Source organism: Pseudidiomarina fusca, assembly GCF_032227045.1.
Classification (GTDB): Bacteria; Pseudomonadota; Gammaproteobacteria; order Enterobacterales; family Alteromonadaceae; genus Pseudidiomarina; species Pseudidiomarina fusca.
On sequence record NZ_JANFPJ010000001.1, the window covers coordinates 155,533 to 171,705 of the forward strand.

Sequence of the window (16,173 nt, forward strand, 5' to 3'; positions counted from 1 at the left end):
AGCCAATCAGCGCAGTAAGCCATAAGCAACAGGGCAGATTAGTCTTCGGCGTAACCAGCCGGGCCTAATAACTGCCCATCCAGCACCGCACCCGCAGCGCTCAGATGCAACCTGCCGCTACAAAACCAATGCACCACTAACGGATAAATCGCATGCTCTTGCGTATGCACACGAGCTTGCAAATCAGCGGCGGTATCATCAGCAAAAATAGGCACTTTTGCCTGCAAGATCACGGGGCCGCCATCTAACTCTTCAGTAACAAAGTGCACACTCACACCGTGTTCTTCATCACCAGCATCGAGCGCCCGTTGATGGGTGTTTACGCCCTTGTATTTAGGCAACAAAGAGGGGTGAATATTAAGCATACGACCATGGTAATGACGGGTAAAGTCAGCGGTAAGAATTCGCATAAAGCCAGCTAAAACCACTAAATCAGGCTGATAGCTATCTACCAACTGCTGTAACTGGGCATCGTAGAGTTCGCGCGTCGCAAACTCTCGATGAGATAGCACCGCCGTTGCAATGCCAGCAGCAGCGGCTTTTTCTAAGCCTGCCACTTCTGCTTTGTTGCTGATCACAGCGACCACTTGGCCAGCCACTTTGCCGGCCTGACAGGCCTCAACCAAGGCCTGCATGTTGGTGCCAGAACCACTGATTAAAACAACAATGCGCTTCATGAATTAATTTCTACTTGCGCTTCGTTGCCAACGCGAGCTGCAACTTCACCAATCTGCCAGGCATCTTCGCCATGCTCACGTAAGAGTTGAATCGCTAACTCTGCTTTATCAGCCGCCACAGCAATGATTAATCCCACGCCGCAGTTAAAGGTACGATACATTTCTTTGGTGGTCACGTTACCTTGCTCTTGTAACCAGTTAAATACCAACGGCCACTGCCAGCTGCTACCATCGATGACCGCCTTCGCAGCATCTGGTAAGACGCGTGGGATATTCTCCCAGAAACCACCGCCCGTAATATGCGAAATAGCGTGAGCGTCAACCTGCTCCAACATGGCTAGTACAGATTTGACGTAGATTTTGGTAGGGGCTAATAAATGCTCCGCTAATGGCTTGCCATCAAGCATGGTGGTGCTTGGATCAGTCTCGCTTACAGCTAGAATTTTACGTACTAACGAGTAGCCATTCGAGTGGGCGCCAGAAGAAGCCAAGGCGATTAATGCATCACCTGGTGCGACTTTAGTGCCGTCAATAATACGGTCTTTTTCGACAACACCTACACAAAAGCCTGCAATGTCATAATCCCCATGCTCGTACATGCCAGGCATTTCCGCGGTTTCACCGCCAATCAAGGCACAACCAGCTTGCACACAGCCTTCACCAATACCAGTCACCACATCGGCTGCTACGTCTACATCGAGTTTACCGGTGGCATAATAGTCGAGGAAGAAGAGGGGCTCAGCACCTTGCACAATCAAATCGTTTACACACATAGCGACCAAATCGATACCTACGGTGTCATGCTTTTTAAGGTCGATAGCTAACCGTAATTTAGTGCCTACGCCATCGGTACCAGAAACTAAAACCGGCTGTTTGTATTTGATGGGTAATTCGCACAAAGCCCCAAAACCACCAATGTTACCCATCACTTCTGGGCGCTTGGTACGTTTGGTGACGCCTTTAATGCGCTCAACTAAAGCATTACCTGCATCAATATCAACACCAGCATCTTTGTAACTTAAAGAAGGTTTTGTAGTACTCACGGGCGGTCCTCAGCGTAGCAGAATGAGCAACGGCTTGTTACTAGGCTCTGAGCATAGCGCTCTCGAGCAGCAACAAGCGTTGCTAAAAATTTGCGCGTTAGTTTATCACTTTCGCCCGGAGGGTGCGACAGGATTATTGCGCGGTGATGGGCACCAAACGCTGTTTTTCGGCTGGGGTTAGGTCTTCCATAAAACCAATTTTAACCACCTGACCCTTGTTGTTATTACTGGCATCAAGAGGTACATGAACATGTTCAGGCAGATTGAACATAGCCCCAGTAAGTGGATCAACAATCAACATGCCTGGTAAACCACCAAACAATAAATTACCAAAATACCAACCATCTAAACTTGCAGTGAACGTATAATCGCGACTGCTATAGCCTTGCATACTGACACTTAAGGTGTATTTTTCGCCTTGAAAATAACCGGCTGATGAAGGCAGAGTTACAGTTGCTGGCGTAACACCTGAGTCGACGCGGACACCCTTGCTGTTAGTTAACACATAGGCAGCGCCACTTGGGGTTGAGTCGAAACTAACGGGGTAATCTGATTTACTGACAATACTTGAACAACCGGAAGCCATTACAGCCGCCAACATTGCCACCATCCACTTACTTTGATTCATTGCAAATATCCTTATTTTACTTATTTTTTTTGTTTGTTTATTGAGTGATTGTATTAGCGCTAACTTAAAGCGGATAATAGCGTTAACCAGACACTTAGTCGTGCTTCATTAAAAGCGCCGAGAATTTATCAGGTCGGCGTGTTTAATACAATAAGCCATATGAGCTAAATTGATGAAAAATATACAGAAATACAGTGTCGTTTTACGCCAAGCGACACGCGCCGATGTCGCACAGCTGAGTCAGATAGAAACGTTGAGTTATACTACCGACCGAATCAGTGCGCGCAGTTTTAAGCGTTTTATCGACCAAGGTGTGGGCGATTTTCAGGTGCTTTGTGTCGATGACCAAGTGGTGGGTTATTTCATTGTGTTGTATCGCCAAGCTACCGAGCTTGCTCGCTTGTATTCCTTAGCGGTGCATCCAGAATTCCGCCGTCGTGGCTACGGTAGGCTGCTGTTGCAGGCAGCAGAAGATGCTGCCGATGAGCGCTTCTGCTTGTTTATGCGTCTGGAAGTAAAAGTAGACAACATGGCGGTTTTGCAGATGTATCACGCAGCCGGCTACTACGATATGGAAATCCGTGCTGAATATTACGAAGATGATAGCGATGCGGTGGTGCTACAAAAATTGTTACCGCAATTTAAGCGAAGTGATTTAGATCAAGATCAGGCCCGCTTAGTCCCTTATCGCACCCAAACCACCGATTTTACCTGTGGCCCTGCTAGTCTTTTGATGGCTATGGCTTACTTTGATATCGCGTGTGCAGATGCTCATCATGAAGAGTTAGAAATCTGGCGCGAAGCAACGACCATTTTTATGACATCTGGGCATGGCGGTTGCGGTCCACATGGGCTGGCGCGGGCAGCGTTAAAGCGCGGTTTACAAGTAGAACTGCATGTTAGCGAAGCTGGCCCTTTGCTGTTAGATTCGGTGCGTAGTAGCGATAAAAAGCAAATCATGGCACGTATTCAAGAAGCCGATATCGCTGCTTTAGAACGAGAGCAAGTACCTATTGTTATTGGTGAATACCCAGTCGCACAACTCATGGCAGATTTACAGCAGGGTAAGTTAGTCATTGCTCTGATAAGTACTTATGTGTTCGATGAAAGCAAGGCCCCACACTGGGTGCTTATATGTGCCGCCGACGAGCATTATGTTTACATTAATGACCCAGACCAAGATACCTTTGCTTGGCAATCGCCCGCAGAACGGCAATACATTCCCATTCCTATCGCTACCTTTAAACGAGCCTTTGGTTTTGGTAAGCGGAAGCAGCGCGCAGCCGTGGTGCTGAGCCGCGCGCCGGGTTAATTGGGAGAGTAGTGATAAAGCTTAAGATTTGCTGCTAGCTTTGGGCTTTTTAACCGTCGCGTTTTTCATGGTTAAACTGTCATCAAGTGGCAGCGATATTAAGCCAGCGCCAGAGCGCAAGGTGACACGGTCGCTATGGCGCTCAAGTACCTTACCGTTAACTTCAAGCTTAAACCGAGGTGATAAAAACGTTGACGAAATCACCACATGGTCAGACTCGATATAGTTACCCATGCGATCGTTAAGGTAGAGTGCTAGGATCTCTTCAAAGCTCTGTTCTAGCGCGCCATGAACGGTGGTATGTTCGGTGTCGTTCATACCATCGGCGATGTCGGCAAGAGGCAGGTGTAACGAGGTTTGATGAGTATAACGACCGCCCCAAACGCTGCCATCAGCTTGCGCAACCTCAACAATTAACGCCGTACCCATACGAAGCATTTCATCCTCATCGCGAACAACCAGAACAAAGGGATGAAAGCGAACCTCTGAGTTTGCATTGTGTTGCATGGCTTGCTTGGTCGCGGCTTGACTAAACATATCCGCCACTGGCAAGGGCAATTTGCCATAGAGCTGCTCAAGGTCAGCGTCGGTTTCAGCTTGGATCATGCCAATGTTAGCTAGCACACCCAGTGGCCCGAAGGCGACGCCAACCGCCACGCCGCCACCGCCAAAGCTCTGCACGTAGGCAATGTCTTTAGCTTCGTCGAGATGAACCTGCATATGGCTTGCAGTTTTTATGCTCTCATTGGTAAACAGCTGATAACTGATTTCTTGATTTGCATTGAGAGCAGGTGCCGGTGCTTGAAAGTAAGGAGCTGCAGTACAGCCAGCTAAAAATAACAGGCTGCTAAGCAATAAAAAGTGACGCACAAAGTTATCCTTTATTGTTGTTATTATCGACGGCGGCTAGAATACGAGGAAACAAATATCTAACGCAATATGGTGCCGATTTTTATTTACGTTGCTAGCACTTGAAATTACTGACAGCAGCACCATATCAATGATAGACTTTGACAAGTTAACCTTAGGGGCTGATCTGGATTCGACGGGATACACGAAACCCAAGGTGCATGCCGAGGTGAGGCTGGCCTCGTAAAAAGCCTCAACATAATAGTTGCAAACGACGACAACTACGCTTTAGCGGCTTAATAACCCGCTGAGTCCGACCCCTAGCGCTTTGTCTGTGAGACTAGGATCAGTCGGTTCACCCCAAAGCAGACTCGCGTGGAGGCTTCGCCCGTAGCCAAAGCGTTAAAACCAATCGGGATCGTCACCTTAAGTAGCCTGTTTGTCGGCGACTTGGTGATTAACTAAATGACAAACTAAGCATGTAGGACCGAGGATGTAGGTATTGCGGACGCGGGTTCAACTCCCGCCAGCTCCACCAATTCCAATAAAAAGCCGCTCATTCGAGCGGCTTTTTTATTTTCGAGCGGCGGCAGCGTTCTGAGCAATAGATAACTTCTTCCCAGCAGCGTTCCCATTTTTTGCGCCAATTAAATGGGCGTTGGCAAACGGGGCAGACTTTGCTGGGTAAATGTTGCTTCTTAGTCACGAGCCAGCTCTATCAGGTAATCGGCGATGGCGCCCATACCCGTAGCGCTAACGCCGGCGCGCTGTTCAGCGGCTTGGTTATAATTGGTGTTGGTGTTTACGTCGTAGACAAACAACTCACCGGTAGCATTTTCTATGAACTCAATACCAGCCACGTCTATTTGATTCGCTTCTAAGAAGCCTTCAAGCTTGGCAATAATGTCGTGGTTGTTGAAGCGCTCGGTAATCGAAAACTTATGGGCTTGCTCGCCGGTTGGGCAAAACTGATCTTCAATAGAGCAGTTATCCGCCGGGCAGAGTTCAAAGCCATCTTCGGTATTGACTTGAACTGTGTATAAAAACTTGCGGCCAATAAATTCGGCGCGGGTAATAAAGGGCTGTTGGGGCTGAATGTATTCTTGCAACAGCCAAATACCGTCAAGGGGTTCATCAAGATCGGTACGGGCCAAATAGTTTTTCAGCGTTTCAACAGACTCAAACCGCTGTACGCCCAAGCCTTTACCACCGCGGTTCGGTTTGATAATAAGCGGCCATTGGTTGAATGCTTGTGCTGCGGCAACAAGGTGCTGTTTGCCAACCACAGCATGTGTGCGTGGCACCTTGAGACCGGCGCGTTGCAAGGCGGCATACTGTGATAATTTGCACACTTCAAACGCTAATACTTGGCTATTGTTAACAACAGTGCGGCCAAAGCTTTCCAGTCGTGTCAGTACCGCACGCGTTAACTCAGGGGAAAAGCGGTGGCCACGGGTGTGTGAGGATGCACTCATACGATTGTAATAAACCGCATCAGCAGGGGCTTCATCAAAAGCGACCGTGCCGGTATCTAAAAACCATTCCATGGCCGTGACTTCGCGCTTGGCAAATTCAGCTCGCAGCGGTACTAACCACTCGTCGTTTTCGTGCAGTATAACTATGTTGCGCATTTGGCTCCCGGTTACTCAATCTGGTGATATTTTGATGTGCTTATTACAGCTTATCCTCAGGTAAACGATCAATTCGAAAAAGCTATAAGCCAGACCAAAGAGTTCTAGGTAAGCCAAGTTGCGCAATATAGCTGCAACAACTGGCCTGTTAGTAGGCTCTAGGCACAACAAGTCGCAGCATTATTCGGTCATAGCTTTCGTAGCGTTCCAATTCACGGCGCGCCATTGGCCGTGTTGCTTTTGCAAGACGCCGGTATTGTAGAATCGCTGGGTGGGTTCGGTGCTATTTACGGGAGTAAGAACCAAGGTGAAATTCACCAAGATGGCGTCGCCAAAGCGTTTAAATTCAAAGTTTTCACCGGTGTACCAAGCGGTGACCTCGCTTTCTGCAAGCGGCGGTGCTTCGCTGAAGCCTTGCGCGAGTTCAGGCCAGCCAAAACGTGTGCCGCTTGAGCTGGTGTAGGTTAATTGTTCTGACCAAAAGGCACGGTGCGCAGCGCTATCATTCACACTGGCGCCATACAAAAAGGTTTCAATGGCTTCTTGCACTTCCTGTTGCACTTGCTCAGTTGCATTCGCTTGCGCTGTTGTTTGAGCAACCAGGGGCTGACTATAAAAACAACCAAATACTAGGCTAATTATGAGCAGTTTTTTCATGATCTTGGTCCGATGATAGTGAATAAGGGTGGTTTTACTCTAATAGTTTTACGGAAGTAACACTATCTTTTGCTCTCGATTTCCTTTCTGCGCTTTCTTTTGATGCACAAGAAGCGCTATGATCAGGCTACTCTTATCTGCCTAATTAAAAGAAGTAAAATTATGAGTCTACCCAATTGCCCAAAATGTAATTCAAGTTATGTTTACGAAGACCAAGCATTGTTGATTTGCCCTGAGTGTGCCTATGAGTGGAACCCGAATGAAGTCGCTGAAGAGACTACCGTTCAAGTGAAAGACGCCAATGGCACGCCGTTGGCCGAAGGCGACAAAGTGACGTTAATTAAAGACTTAAAAGTTAAAGGTTCGTCGTTGGTGTTGAAAGTGGGTACCAAGGCGACAATTAAGCGCTTTGCCGATGGCGATCATGACATTGATTGCAAGGTAGATGGCGCCGGCGACATGATGTTGAAATCGCAGTTTGTAAAACGCCAAAGCAGCTAGTAATCAATGAAGAGAGAACCATGAAAGTAGGCGTGTTTGACAGTGGGGTTGGCGGTTTAACCGTGGCTAAGTCGTTGCAGCAAAGTGGCTTGTTCAGCGAAATCACTTATTTTGGTGATACCGCTCGTGTGCCCTATGGCAACAAAGATAAGGCGACTGTCACGCGCTACGCACTTGAGGCTGTTGAGTTTTTTAACGGGGCCGATGTGGATTGCGTGGTAGTGGCCTGTAATACTGTCAGTGTAACAGCGCTAGAAGCTATGCAGCAGTTTTCTAATAAGCCTGTGTATGGGGTGCTAGAACCTGGTGTGATGGCATTGCAGCAATTAGCGACGGTGACCAAGCAGACCCGGGTATTAATTATTGCGACTCGTTCAACCATAGCCTCGGGTGCCTATCAACATCGTATTCAGGCGCTTGGGGTGGAGCAGATGGATGCTATTGCGACCCCGTTGTTTGTGCCGATGGTAGAAGAAGCTTTATTTGATGGACCAATTTTACAGGAGACCATGCGTCATTACTTCAGCTCTTTGACGAAGCCTGATGTGGTGTTATTGGGTTGCACGCATTTTCCGTTAATTGCTGAGCAAATTGCTCAGTACTTTGGTGGCGTGACCACCATTCACTCGGGTGAAGCTATGGTGGCTTGGTTACAACAACACCTTGAATTGCCCAAACAGTACGCACAAACACCCATCCGCATTTTAGCGTCAGAAAACGTTGAAGCAGTGAAGCGTACGGCCAAACATTGGGGCTTAATACTCTAGCTGGAAGCTGACCATTGAAAAGGGCTGTTAACCAAAGCGATAAAGTCATGCTCGGCGAGGGGGCGAGCAATCACGTAGCCCTGGGCTTTTTCACAGCCTAGCTGTTTTAACAAAGTAATGGCAGCGAAATCCTCAACTCCTTCTGCGGTCACCTTTAGCCCTAACGCATGCGCTAAGTCGATACTAGATTTAACAATTTTTAAGTTGCGGTCGTTGTTATTGATATCGAACACATAGCTACGATCGAGTTTGAGTTCGGCCACCGGAAATTTACTTAAATAGGAAATGGAAGAGTTGCCGGTACCAAAATCATCCACCGCACATTTGATTCCCAACTCGCTTAGTTGTGTGAGTACCTCTAGGGCCCGTTCAGAGTCGTCAATCAAGCCGGTTTCAGTGATTTCAAATTGCAAGCAATGGGCATCAATACCTTGCACTGCCTGTTTTACAAAACTAACAAAGCCCGCTTCAGTTAAATCGCGGGTGGATACATTGACACTCACATGCAGGCCACGCTGACAAAGTTGATGACGTTGCATACTGGCCACCGTTTGTCGAATCACCCAGCGGGTCACTTGTTTAATTAATCCAGATTCTTCAAACAGCGGAATAAACTTGGTGGGCGCAATGAGGCCAAGGGTTGGATGATTCCAACGTAGTAAAACTTCAACCCCAGTGATTTGCTCACTACTTAAATCAAGTTTGGGTTGATAAACCAGATAAAAATCGCGCATGCCATGCTCATGAAATTCTTTGAGTAGGCGCAAATCATCGGCATTGGGCTCAATCTCTGGCTGATATTCTAGCCAAGTATGGCCGGCTTTTCGGGCGATCGAAACCGCAGTTAGCGCTTGTCGTAACAGTTCATCGGCAGTTGGCGGTTTGACTAACATTTGTGCGGCGAGGCTTTGGGTGAAGTTGCTTGGATAGCGCGTAATACCAAATGCTAAAACCGGCTCAAAATCTAATGATTTGAATTGTAGCGGTTGCATGGCTAATTCAACGAGCCGTTCGTTGGTCAGCTCAGCCTCTGCTACAGCCGCAAATAAGCCAACGCCAAAATGAGCCGCAAAAATAAATCCTTGTTTACGTAACCGTTCAGAAAACTCAATCAGGAGATCATTGGCTACGGGGTAACTAAACACGGTGGTGATAGATTCTAGATTTGCAATTTTTATGACTACCACAGCAAAGGCAGCCGGTGATTCTTGGTGCAACCGCTGCTGCACTTTTTTACTAAAAGCTAGGCGGTTATATAAGCCGGTTACGATATCGTGTTCTGCATGATATTGTAATTTTAGATTGAGTTTGCGCCTAGCGTTAAGCTCTTTCTGGATGCGTAAGGTTTTAAAGCGAACTTGGCTTTTCAGTGAATAGCTCCATGCCCAACCAGCCCCAGCCAGCAGCAGTAATGCTCCGAGCAACCAAGCGACAGCTTTCAAATTATCTGTAAAAGTGCGGGGTTGCCATTCTAGTTGCGGTTGCCAGCGCTGGTAAATCTCGCGGTAGCGCCCGTCAATTTGTAATACCCCTAGTTGCTGATTGATAAAAGTCAGCATCTGTTGGTTGCCTTTTTTCACCCCAAAACTATAGGCGAGTGGCCAGAAGGGCGGGCTAGTTTGCTGCACGGGGAGCTGGTGATTGGCAATCAAATGTTTTGAGGTGGTAGTGACTTCAACGCAGGCATCGGCGCGCTGTTTAACCACTAATTGCAAGCAGTGAAGCTCATCTTCAGCGCGCACAAGGGTGAATGAATAATTAGTATCACGCAATTGTTGTTCGGCATAGGCACCTGCGGCAACCGCGACTCGTTTTCCTTCAAGTTGGGCAAAGCTACCGTAGCTGGCTGTTTCAGCGCCTGTACTAGCGCCTGAAAAAATGGCGTGAGCGACGTAATAAAAAGGCTCAGAAAAATCAAAGGTACTAGCACGAGCTGCTGATGGAATGAGGGCAACCACGTCGGCATCGCCTTGTTGCACTGCCGCTAGAGCATCTTCCCATTGCATTAAGTGTTGCTCGGCAAGGATTCCTGTGTTTGCTACTAAGGCTTGCTCTAAATCAACAATAAAGCCTTGCGCCCCTTGTTCGGGGTGTTGCCATTGCAGCGGTGGGTAGTTTTCTGAGCCTACGAAGCGGATGGTATGTAAGGGCTGCTCAGCAGCTGCTTGGACATAACTTGCGTGGATACCCAGCAAGCTTAAGCAGAAGCAGTAAAAGCAACCTTTGTGCATCGCTGTAGCCCATGGCCGCCTGCGGCCGAAAGTTAAGTAAGTGTTTCATTTAGAATGGCAGAATTTTGATATTTTGCAATATCTTGTCAGGATGATTGCGGAATGAATGCGATGAGAGTTAAATTTGCTGGTCATGACAATCGCAAGGTGCTTGGCTAGTACTTGAAAGAAAGGTCTAACAGGGTTAAAACATGATCTATATCTTATGTATTAAACGTACTTTTGTTAATATGTGTACATACCGAGTATGTGTACTTCCGAGTATGTGCAATGAACAACATAGGCACCCAACAAAATATCCTGTATAAACGTTAAGCCGATAGCATTCGAAGTTGTAAAGCTATTCCTCTGTTTAGCTAAGGACCATGCATGCCACTTGATGACGATAAAGCCGCCCATATCTATGATTTGATAGCTGCCAAAGCAGCCCTGCCAGATATTTTGGAGGCTATCAGTGGCTATGTAGAGCAGCGCTTAGATCAGGCGATTGTGTCGATCATGCAATATGATGAAAGTGACGACAGTTTAAGTTTAATTGCAGGGGCGCAACTCACCACAGATTATTGGCAGGCGTTGCAGCATGTGAAAATTGGGCCTGAAGTTGGCACCTGTGGTAGTGCTGCATACTTACGTCGGCCGATAGTGACTGCAAATATCGCCGAAGATAAGCGTTGGATAGCTTTTGCTGGTTATGCGGCTGCTGAAGGGTTGCAGGCCTGCTGGTCGATTCCAGTGCTGAGTAATAGTGGTACTTTATTTGGTACTTTAGCAACCTATTATCGACAGCCGTGTGAACCTCAGCAAGCAGAGCTCGAGCTGATGCAGCGTGCCGCAGCCTTGGTGAGTTTGGCCTTTGAGCACCATTATCAAACACTGCAACACGAGTTAACCGATAAACGTTTCCGGTCGTTATTCACGCAGCATCCGGGAGCGGTATTTGAAATAGATACGGACGGTTTTATTCTGGCTGCAAATCATCCGGTCGGGGGCATTAATCAGCAATCGTCACAACAAGCTATTGGTAAGAATTTTTTAGATTTAATTGATGTGAGCCAGCATGAAGCCGCAAAGCAGTCGTTTGCGCAAACCTTGCAAGGCAAAGCCAATAGTTATGAGCTGATGAATCCAAGCGAAGGTCAGCCGCAGTGGTTTGATATCACCAATTTGCCCATCACTATTGCGGGTGCAGTGACTGGGGTGTTTTCGATTGTGCAAGATATCAGCCAACGTAAACACCAAGAGCAGCAGTTAAATGTGTTGCAACGAGGTATTGCAAGCAGCCCCAATGGAGTGGTGTTAGCAGACGCACAAGCGCCTGGTATGCCACTGATTTATGTTAATCCAGCGTTTTGTAAATTAACGGGTTACACCGAAGCTGAGGTGTTAGGGCGTAATTGCCGTTTTTTACAAGGTAAGGATACCGACCCAGACAGCGTTAGCGCTATTCGCGATGCGATCCAACAGCATCGGGAGATTCAGGTGACGTTGCGTAATTATCGTAAAGACGGCACTGCATTTTGGAACCAACTATTGATTGGTCCGGTGTTTGATGTGAATGATCAATGCACTCATTACATAGGTATTCAGCAAGATATTACCCTCATTCGCGAGCAAGAAGACCTCATAGCTAGTCAGCGCACCCATGACTTCTTAACCGGTAGCGCCAATCGACAAACCTTTGAGGGTCGTTTAATTCAGGCTTGTAGGCTTAGTCAGAACGGGCGGTTACCGTTAGTTGTGATGTCTGTAGATCTTGACGGGTTCAGGCCTATTAATGATGCGTTAGGGCATGTTGTGGGGGATCAATTGTTATGTGCCGTGGCTGATAGAATACGGGGGTTATTAACCAAGGAAGACGTGTTAGCCCGCTTAGCCAGTGACGAGTTTGCCATCTTACTCACCGATGACGGTGCGCTAGAACGTGGTATTGAGCTGGCCGAAAAGTTACTTGAATTGTTATCTCAGCCGTTTGAGTTAGGCCCTCACAATGTGCACGTGAGCGCCAGTATTGGTATCGCTGATAATCAGGGGGTGACTGGCAAAGCGATAGAAATGATGCATCATGCTGATATGGCGATGTACGAGGCTAAGCGCCAAGGGCGTAACACCTGGCATTGGTATGATGGTAGCGATGCGCAACATGGTGCTGATTATGCACAATTGCGCCATGATCTGATGGAAGCTATTACTCAACACCAGTTTGTTCTGCATTACCAACCGATTTTGGCAGCGCAAAGTCAGACCGTAAGCTCTTACGAAGCCTTAATCAGGTGGCAGCATCCACGCCGTGGTATGCTTTCTCCGGGTGATTTTATTCCGCTCGCTGAACAAACCGGACAAATTGTTGCGATTGGACAGTGGGTGTTAGAGCAGGCAGCCAAAGATATTGCCGCTTTTAATCAGCAGTCGGTAGCGCAGCAGCCGGTAACAGTGGCGGTGAATATTTCGCCATTGCAGTTCCGCCGTCAGGGGTTCTATGAAGAACTCAAACGGGTACTTCGAGTATCTGGGCTGGCTCCAGAGTTGCTCGAATTAGAAGTGACAGAAAGTGTGTTAATGATGGGGGCTGACCGAACACGCGGTATTTTGAATGAAATATGCGAGCTTGGAGTACAGGTGTCTATTGATGATTTTGGTACGGGTTATTCAAGTTTCAGTTATTTACGTGATTTACCGGTGCACACGTTGAAGATTGATCGCAGCTTTATTCGTGATATTCCAGCTAATCAGCGCGATAGCGCTTTGGTGCAAGGGATGATTCAGATGGCTCATCAACTCAGCTTAAAGGTGGTGGTAGAGGGTATTGAAACGCTTGAACAATATGAATTTATGCGCCAACATGGCGCCGATTATTTACAAGGGTTTTATTTTGCGCGGCCGGCCCCGTTAACTTGGTAGCCTTGAGTTGGTCGTGATGGCTAGGGATTAACGTGCAGCTCAATGACTTTTATCAGGTGCTACAAGAGTACCGTGAATTTTGGCAATTTAAACCTTTCGCCTATCAACAATGGCCCTGGCAACACACTGATTTGACCGCTAGTTTAGCCCAGCTGCAGTTGCCAGAGATCGAGCTGATTGACAGTGACAAAGAGCGGCAACGGCAGTTTTTCAGTCCTTATTTTCCAGCAGTCTTCAGTTTACCTGAGCTCAGTCAAATACCTGCTCCGGTGGAAACGCCACCGTTACCATTTTGGTTAACCAACGGCATTGGTGGGCGCAAATTAGCGCAAATTGAAGCCTTTATCAGCCATTTGCCGCAATCTCAGTTACCTTTGCTAGAGTGGTGTGCAGGCAAGGGCCATTTGGGACGACTGGCTAGTTTTGTACAACAACGCCAAGTTGTCAGTGCCGAGTGGCAACAGAATCTGTGTGAGCAGGGGCAGAAGTTAGCGCAGCAATGGCAGTTACCCCAGCAATTTGTGCCAATTGATGTGCTGTCGGCCGCAGCGGCAAAACTCTTGCAGCCGAAGCAACATGCGGTGGCACTGCATGCCTGCGGGCAACTCCATCTCAGCCTATTGCAACAGGCTGTTACTCGCGAAACCGAGTTCATTAGCCTAGCACCTTGTTGTTACCATCTTATTCATGATTCACACTATCAGCCGCTCTCGACGCAAGCCCAGCAGCAAAACCTGCACCTAGCTAAGTTTGATCTGCAACTCGCAGTGCAAGGGCAGGTTACCGCTGGGCGACGTATTACGCAGCTACGGCATACCGAAATGCAGTGGCGGATGGCTTACCATGCGCTCTACCAGGATCTGCAGCAGCAAGTTAACTATCGTCCGCTGGCCTCGGTGGGTAAGCATTGGTTTAGCGGCGAGTTTGCTGATTTTGCGCAGTGGGCTGCGGCTCAGCATCAGTGGCAGCTACCAGCTAAGGTGGATTGGCCATTCTATTTAGATCGTGGTCGGCAGTTAGCTTTACATGTAGCCCGGTTAGATTTAGTGCGGCACGTATTTCGACGTCCGTTAGAGTTATGGCTGTTGCTAGATAGACTGGAATTCTTGCGTGAGCATGGCTATCAGGCTGAATTAAGTGCCTTTTGTGACTATCAGACAACGCCGCGTAACGGTTTAATCACGGCGCAAAAAATAGCTGCGAGTTAACTCGGAAAAATACTTGATGTAGATCAATATTTACTCTGCCAATTACTTCTATCATGACCTTAATAAAACCCCACAAGGAGTATGGTCATGAACCTTCTAAAAGAATTTTTTACTGATCCCGTTATCTTTTTCAGCTTTACTGGCTTAGCGATTGTGATTGGTATGTGTATATTTTATGCCATCTTCTTTATTACCAAAGCTGCAGAAGCCGAGGCTGAGCAAAACAAAAATCTTAAGCCAAAAGTTTAAGGCCCCAAAGATTGTCTTGTTGCTTGAGCCAGTGGTAGCCGTGCGCTAACGGATACCGCTGGCTTTTTTTATCTAAATGACGTTGTTACTTGCATCGCTGCGACTCGTACTGTATAAATAAACAGTATTCTATATAACGAGGAATTTCTTCAATGGCTGTAGTCACTCAATTTGTGGTTGTACGCGATGGGGCTGAGAAAATGACGTTTACTTCAAAAGCTGAAGCCGATGCTTATGACAAAATGCTAGATATGGTGGATCGCCTGATGCCGTTATTGGCAGCAAGCGGTGTTGTTACCGAAGAACAGCAACAAGAAGATTTAGCACTTTATATTGCGCAGCAGCGCGAACACATGCTGGTGGCCTTAGGTGCTAAGAAACCGACCAAGCCTAAAGCTGTGAAAAAGTCCGAAGCAGCGTGATCTCCTGCTAGTCAAGTTACGTAGTGAGGTCTATAGTGCTCTTCTCATGCAATGTTAAAAGGCCGTTCTATGTTAACTCGAGTTTCTTTCATTGCTGCAGCTGTTGCTGCGGCTTTTGCTACCCTATCAGTGGGCGCCATAGCAGCCGATCAACCAGCTCAAGCTAATCCTTATGCAGCACCGCAAAGCGCCTCTGCCACAGACTTTATTGAAGTTTTTGCAAAACTAAATGGCAAAACACCAGGTTATCGCAAAGGACATGCGCGCGGAGTCTGTGCTGCTGGTGAGTTTGTCCCAAGTGCGGCGGCCCAACAACGTTTTGCTACCCCTCTATTTGCAGTGGATAAAGCACCACTCATCATGCGTTTTTCGATGGGCGGCGGTAATCCCAATGCTGATGAGCGTCGTGGCGCACGTGGATTAGGTATTCAATTTCAATTAGATGATAATCAATTTCATCACATCGCGGGATTAACGGTGCCACTCTTTGCGGGTAAGAACCCTCAGCAATTTTTAGGGCTATTGCAATGGAGTGCCAAGATTCAAGCGGGTGAAGCAACCCCAGCTGATCTTCAAAAATACTTTGCAGCCAATCCAGAAATGCAAGCACAACGCGAGTGGTCGCAAGGTCGCCAGGCTTCTGCTGAGTATACCTCGTCCAATTATTATGGCATTCATGCCTTTTTCGCCGATCAACCCAATGCCGCTGCGCAAGCGTTTCGCTGGCAACTAGAGCCGGTTGCGGGTGAGCAGCAATTAACGGCAGCAGAAGTTGAATCGCTCCCACCAAGCTTTCTTGATGAACGCTTAACCGAACGGCTGAATAAAGATGGCAAGGTAGTATTTAATTGGGTTTGGACCTTAGCCGAACCGGGTGATGCGACCAATAACCCAGCGCAGCTTTGGCCGGCCGATAGAGAGCAGGTCACGATAGGTACCATCACTGTAACTAGTAGTGGTTCTGATCAATGTGAACCGGTTAATTTTGATCCTATGCGGGTTGCTCTTGGCATCAGTCCTAGCGACGATCCTGTGCTACCGATCCGTTCAGTTGCTTACGCTATCTCGCAAGGGATGCGTTTAAATAATCAGTAACTTGG

At 47.6% G+C, this 16,173-nt stretch carries 16 protein-coding genes and 1 other RNA gene; 9 read left to right on the plus strand and 8 right to left on the minus strand.

Annotated features, from left to right (window positions below):
* Nucleotides 1-38 precede the first annotated feature (38 nt).
* The 3 genes from purN to NOG12_RS00740 all read right to left on the minus strand — a co-directional run bounded on the left by purN (nt 39) and on the right by NOG12_RS00740 (nt 2,348).
* On the minus strand, nt 39-677 hold the full coding sequence (gene purN / locus NOG12_RS00730; protein ID WP_110075403.1) for a phosphoribosylglycinamide formyltransferase: 639 nt from the start codon (nt 675-677) through the stop codon (nt 39-41).
* Complete coding sequence (gene purM, locus NOG12_RS00735; RefSeq protein WP_110075402.1) at nt 674-1,720, minus strand: phosphoribosylformylglycinamidine cyclo-ligase; 1,047 nt, start codon at nt 1,718-1,720, stop codon at nt 674-676. Before purM ends, purN begins: the two co-directional genes overlap by 4 nt.
* 133 nt (nt 1,721-1,853) lie before the next feature.
* Nucleotides 1,854-2,348, minus strand: coding sequence for a hypothetical protein (locus tag NOG12_RS00740; RefSeq protein ID WP_110075401.1), 495 nt, complete (start codon nt 2,346-2,348; stop codon nt 1,854-1,856).
* Between the two features lie 172 nt (nt 2,349-2,520).
* Between NOG12_RS00740 and NOG12_RS00745 the strand changes: the two genes are divergently transcribed.
* Nucleotides 2,521-3,660, plus strand: coding sequence for a peptidase C39 family protein (locus tag NOG12_RS00745; RefSeq protein WP_313932140.1), 1,140 nt, complete (start codon nt 2,521-2,523; stop codon nt 3,658-3,660).
* Between the two features lie 21 nt (nt 3,661-3,681).
* On the opposite strand, the gene NOG12_RS00750 is transcribed toward NOG12_RS00745, so the two are convergent.
* Nucleotides 3,682-4,530 (minus strand): hypothetical protein, encoded by an 849-nt coding sequence (locus NOG12_RS00750; protein WP_110075399.1) that lies wholly within the window; start codon nt 4,528-4,530, stop codon nt 3,682-3,684.
* 157 nt (nt 4,531-4,687) lie between these two features.
* Here NOG12_RS00750 and ssrA point away from each other — a divergent pair.
* Nucleotides 4,688-5,047: a transfer-messenger RNA gene (ssrA, locus tag NOG12_RS00755) on the plus strand.
* 18 nt (nt 5,048-5,065) lie between these two features.
* On the opposite strand, the gene NOG12_RS00760 is transcribed toward ssrA, so the two are convergent.
* The 3 genes from NOG12_RS00760 to NOG12_RS00770 form a co-directional block, all read right to left on the minus strand.
* A complete protein-coding gene (locus NOG12_RS00760; protein WP_110075398.1) occupies nt 5,066-5,215 on the minus strand; it encodes a DUF2256 domain-containing protein in 150 nt (49 codons plus the stop codon).
* Nucleotides 5,208-6,140, minus strand: a complete 933-nt coding sequence (locus NOG12_RS00765; RefSeq protein ID WP_110075397.1) for an ATP-grasp domain-containing protein — start codon at nt 6,138-6,140, stop codon at nt 5,208-5,210. Before NOG12_RS00765 ends, NOG12_RS00760 begins: the two co-directional genes overlap by 8 nt.
* A gap of 180 nt (nt 6,141-6,320) precedes the next feature.
* Nucleotides 6,321-6,797 carry a nuclear transport factor 2 family protein gene (locus tag NOG12_RS00770; protein WP_110075396.1) on the minus strand — a complete coding sequence of 159 codons (477 nt, stop codon included), beginning with the start codon at nt 6,795-6,797 and terminating at the stop codon, nt 6,321-6,323.
* Nucleotides 6,798-6,959: 162 nt separating this feature from the next.
* Between NOG12_RS00770 and NOG12_RS00775 the strand changes: the two genes are divergently transcribed.
* Together NOG12_RS00775 and murI are read left to right on the plus strand one after the other, a co-directional pair.
* Nucleotides 6,960-7,298, plus strand: a complete 339-nt coding sequence (locus NOG12_RS00775; RefSeq protein ID WP_110075395.1) for a zinc ribbon domain-containing protein YjdM — start codon at nt 6,960-6,962, stop codon at nt 7,296-7,298.
* A gap of 20 nt (nt 7,299-7,318) precedes the next feature.
* A complete protein-coding gene (gene murI, locus NOG12_RS00780) occupies nt 7,319-8,065 on the plus strand; it encodes a glutamate racemase (protein ID WP_313932141.1) in 747 nt (248 codons plus the stop codon).
* Here murI and NOG12_RS00785 read toward each other — a convergent pair.
* On the minus strand, nt 8,062-10,296 hold the full coding sequence (locus NOG12_RS00785; RefSeq protein ID WP_313932142.1) for a putative bifunctional diguanylate cyclase/phosphodiesterase: 2,235 nt from the start codon (nt 10,294-10,296) through the stop codon (nt 8,062-8,064). The genes murI and NOG12_RS00785 overlap by 4 nt on opposite strands.
* Before the next feature lie 369 nt (nt 10,297-10,665).
* Here NOG12_RS00785 and NOG12_RS00790 point away from each other — a divergent pair, with 369 nt between their 5' ends.
* The 5 genes from NOG12_RS00790 to NOG12_RS00810 all read left to right on the plus strand — a co-directional run bounded on the left by NOG12_RS00790 (nt 10,666) and on the right by NOG12_RS00810 (nt 16,168).
* Nucleotides 10,666-13,194, plus strand: coding sequence for a bifunctional diguanylate cyclase/phosphodiesterase (locus NOG12_RS00790; RefSeq protein ID WP_313932143.1), 2,529 nt, complete (start codon nt 10,666-10,668; stop codon nt 13,192-13,194).
* A 32-nt stretch (nt 13,195-13,226) separates the two neighbouring features.
* Nucleotides 13,227-14,402 (plus strand): methyltransferase, encoded by a 1,176-nt coding sequence (locus NOG12_RS00795; RefSeq protein WP_313932144.1) that lies wholly within the window; start codon nt 13,227-13,229, stop codon nt 14,400-14,402.
* An 87-nt stretch (nt 14,403-14,489) separates the two neighbouring features.
* On the plus strand, nt 14,490-14,651 hold the full coding sequence (locus NOG12_RS00800; RefSeq protein WP_153826006.1) for a DUF3149 domain-containing protein: 162 nt from the start codon (nt 14,490-14,492) through the stop codon (nt 14,649-14,651).
* Nucleotides 14,652-14,803: 152 nt separating this feature from the next.
* Nucleotides 14,804-15,073 carry a YebG family protein gene (locus NOG12_RS00805; RefSeq protein ID WP_110075389.1) on the plus strand — a complete coding sequence of 90 codons (270 nt, stop codon included), beginning with the start codon at nt 14,804-14,806 and terminating at the stop codon, nt 15,071-15,073.
* A gap of 69 nt (nt 15,074-15,142) precedes the next feature.
* Nucleotides 15,143-16,168, plus strand: a complete 1,026-nt coding sequence (locus NOG12_RS00810; RefSeq protein ID WP_313932145.1) for a catalase family peroxidase — start codon at nt 15,143-15,145, stop codon at nt 16,166-16,168.
* The last annotated feature ends 5 nt before the right edge of the window (nt 16,169-16,173 follow it).

Bases quoted from the DNA above. Each gene is read 5' to 3' on its own strand.
- NOG12_RS00740 (WP_110075401.1), bottom strand. From the start codon at position 2,348: ATGAATCAAAGTAAGTGGATGGTGGCAATGTTGGCGGCTGTAATGGCT.
- murI (WP_313932141.1), top strand. From the start codon at position 7,319: ATGAAAGTAGGCGTGTTTGACAGTGGGGTTGGCGGTTTAACCGTGGCT.
- NOG12_RS00765 (WP_110075397.1), bottom strand. From the start codon at position 6,140: ATGCGCAACATAGTTATACTGCACGAAAACGACGAGTGGTTAGTACCG.
- NOG12_RS00785 (WP_313932142.1), bottom strand. From the start codon at position 10,296: ATGCACAAAGGTTGCTTTTACTGCTTCTGCTTAAGCTTGCTGGGTATC.
- NOG12_RS00775 (WP_110075395.1), top strand. From the start codon at position 6,960: ATGAGTCTACCCAATTGCCCAAAATGTAATTCAAGTTATGTTTACGAA.
- NOG12_RS00790 (WP_313932143.1), top strand. From the start codon at position 10,666: ATGCCACTTGATGACGATAAAGCCGCCCATATCTATGATTTGATAGCT.
- NOG12_RS00770 (WP_110075396.1), bottom strand. From the start codon at position 6,797: ATGAAAAAACTGCTCATAATTAGCCTAGTATTTGGTTGTTTTTATAGT.
- NOG12_RS00745 (WP_313932140.1), top strand. From the start codon at position 2,521: ATGAAAAATATACAGAAATACAGTGTCGTTTTACGCCAAGCGACACGC.
- NOG12_RS00800 (WP_153826006.1), top strand. From the start codon at position 14,490: ATGAACCTTCTAAAAGAATTTTTTACTGATCCCGTTATCTTTTTCAGC.
- NOG12_RS00805 (WP_110075389.1), top strand. From the start codon at position 14,804: ATGGCTGTAGTCACTCAATTTGTGGTTGTACGCGATGGGGCTGAGAAA.
- NOG12_RS00810 (WP_313932145.1), top strand. From the start codon at position 15,143: ATGTTAACTCGAGTTTCTTTCATTGCTGCAGCTGTTGCTGCGGCTTTT.
- purN (WP_110075403.1), bottom strand. From the start codon at position 677: ATGAAGCGCATTGTTGTTTTAATCAGTGGTTCTGGCACCAACATGCAG.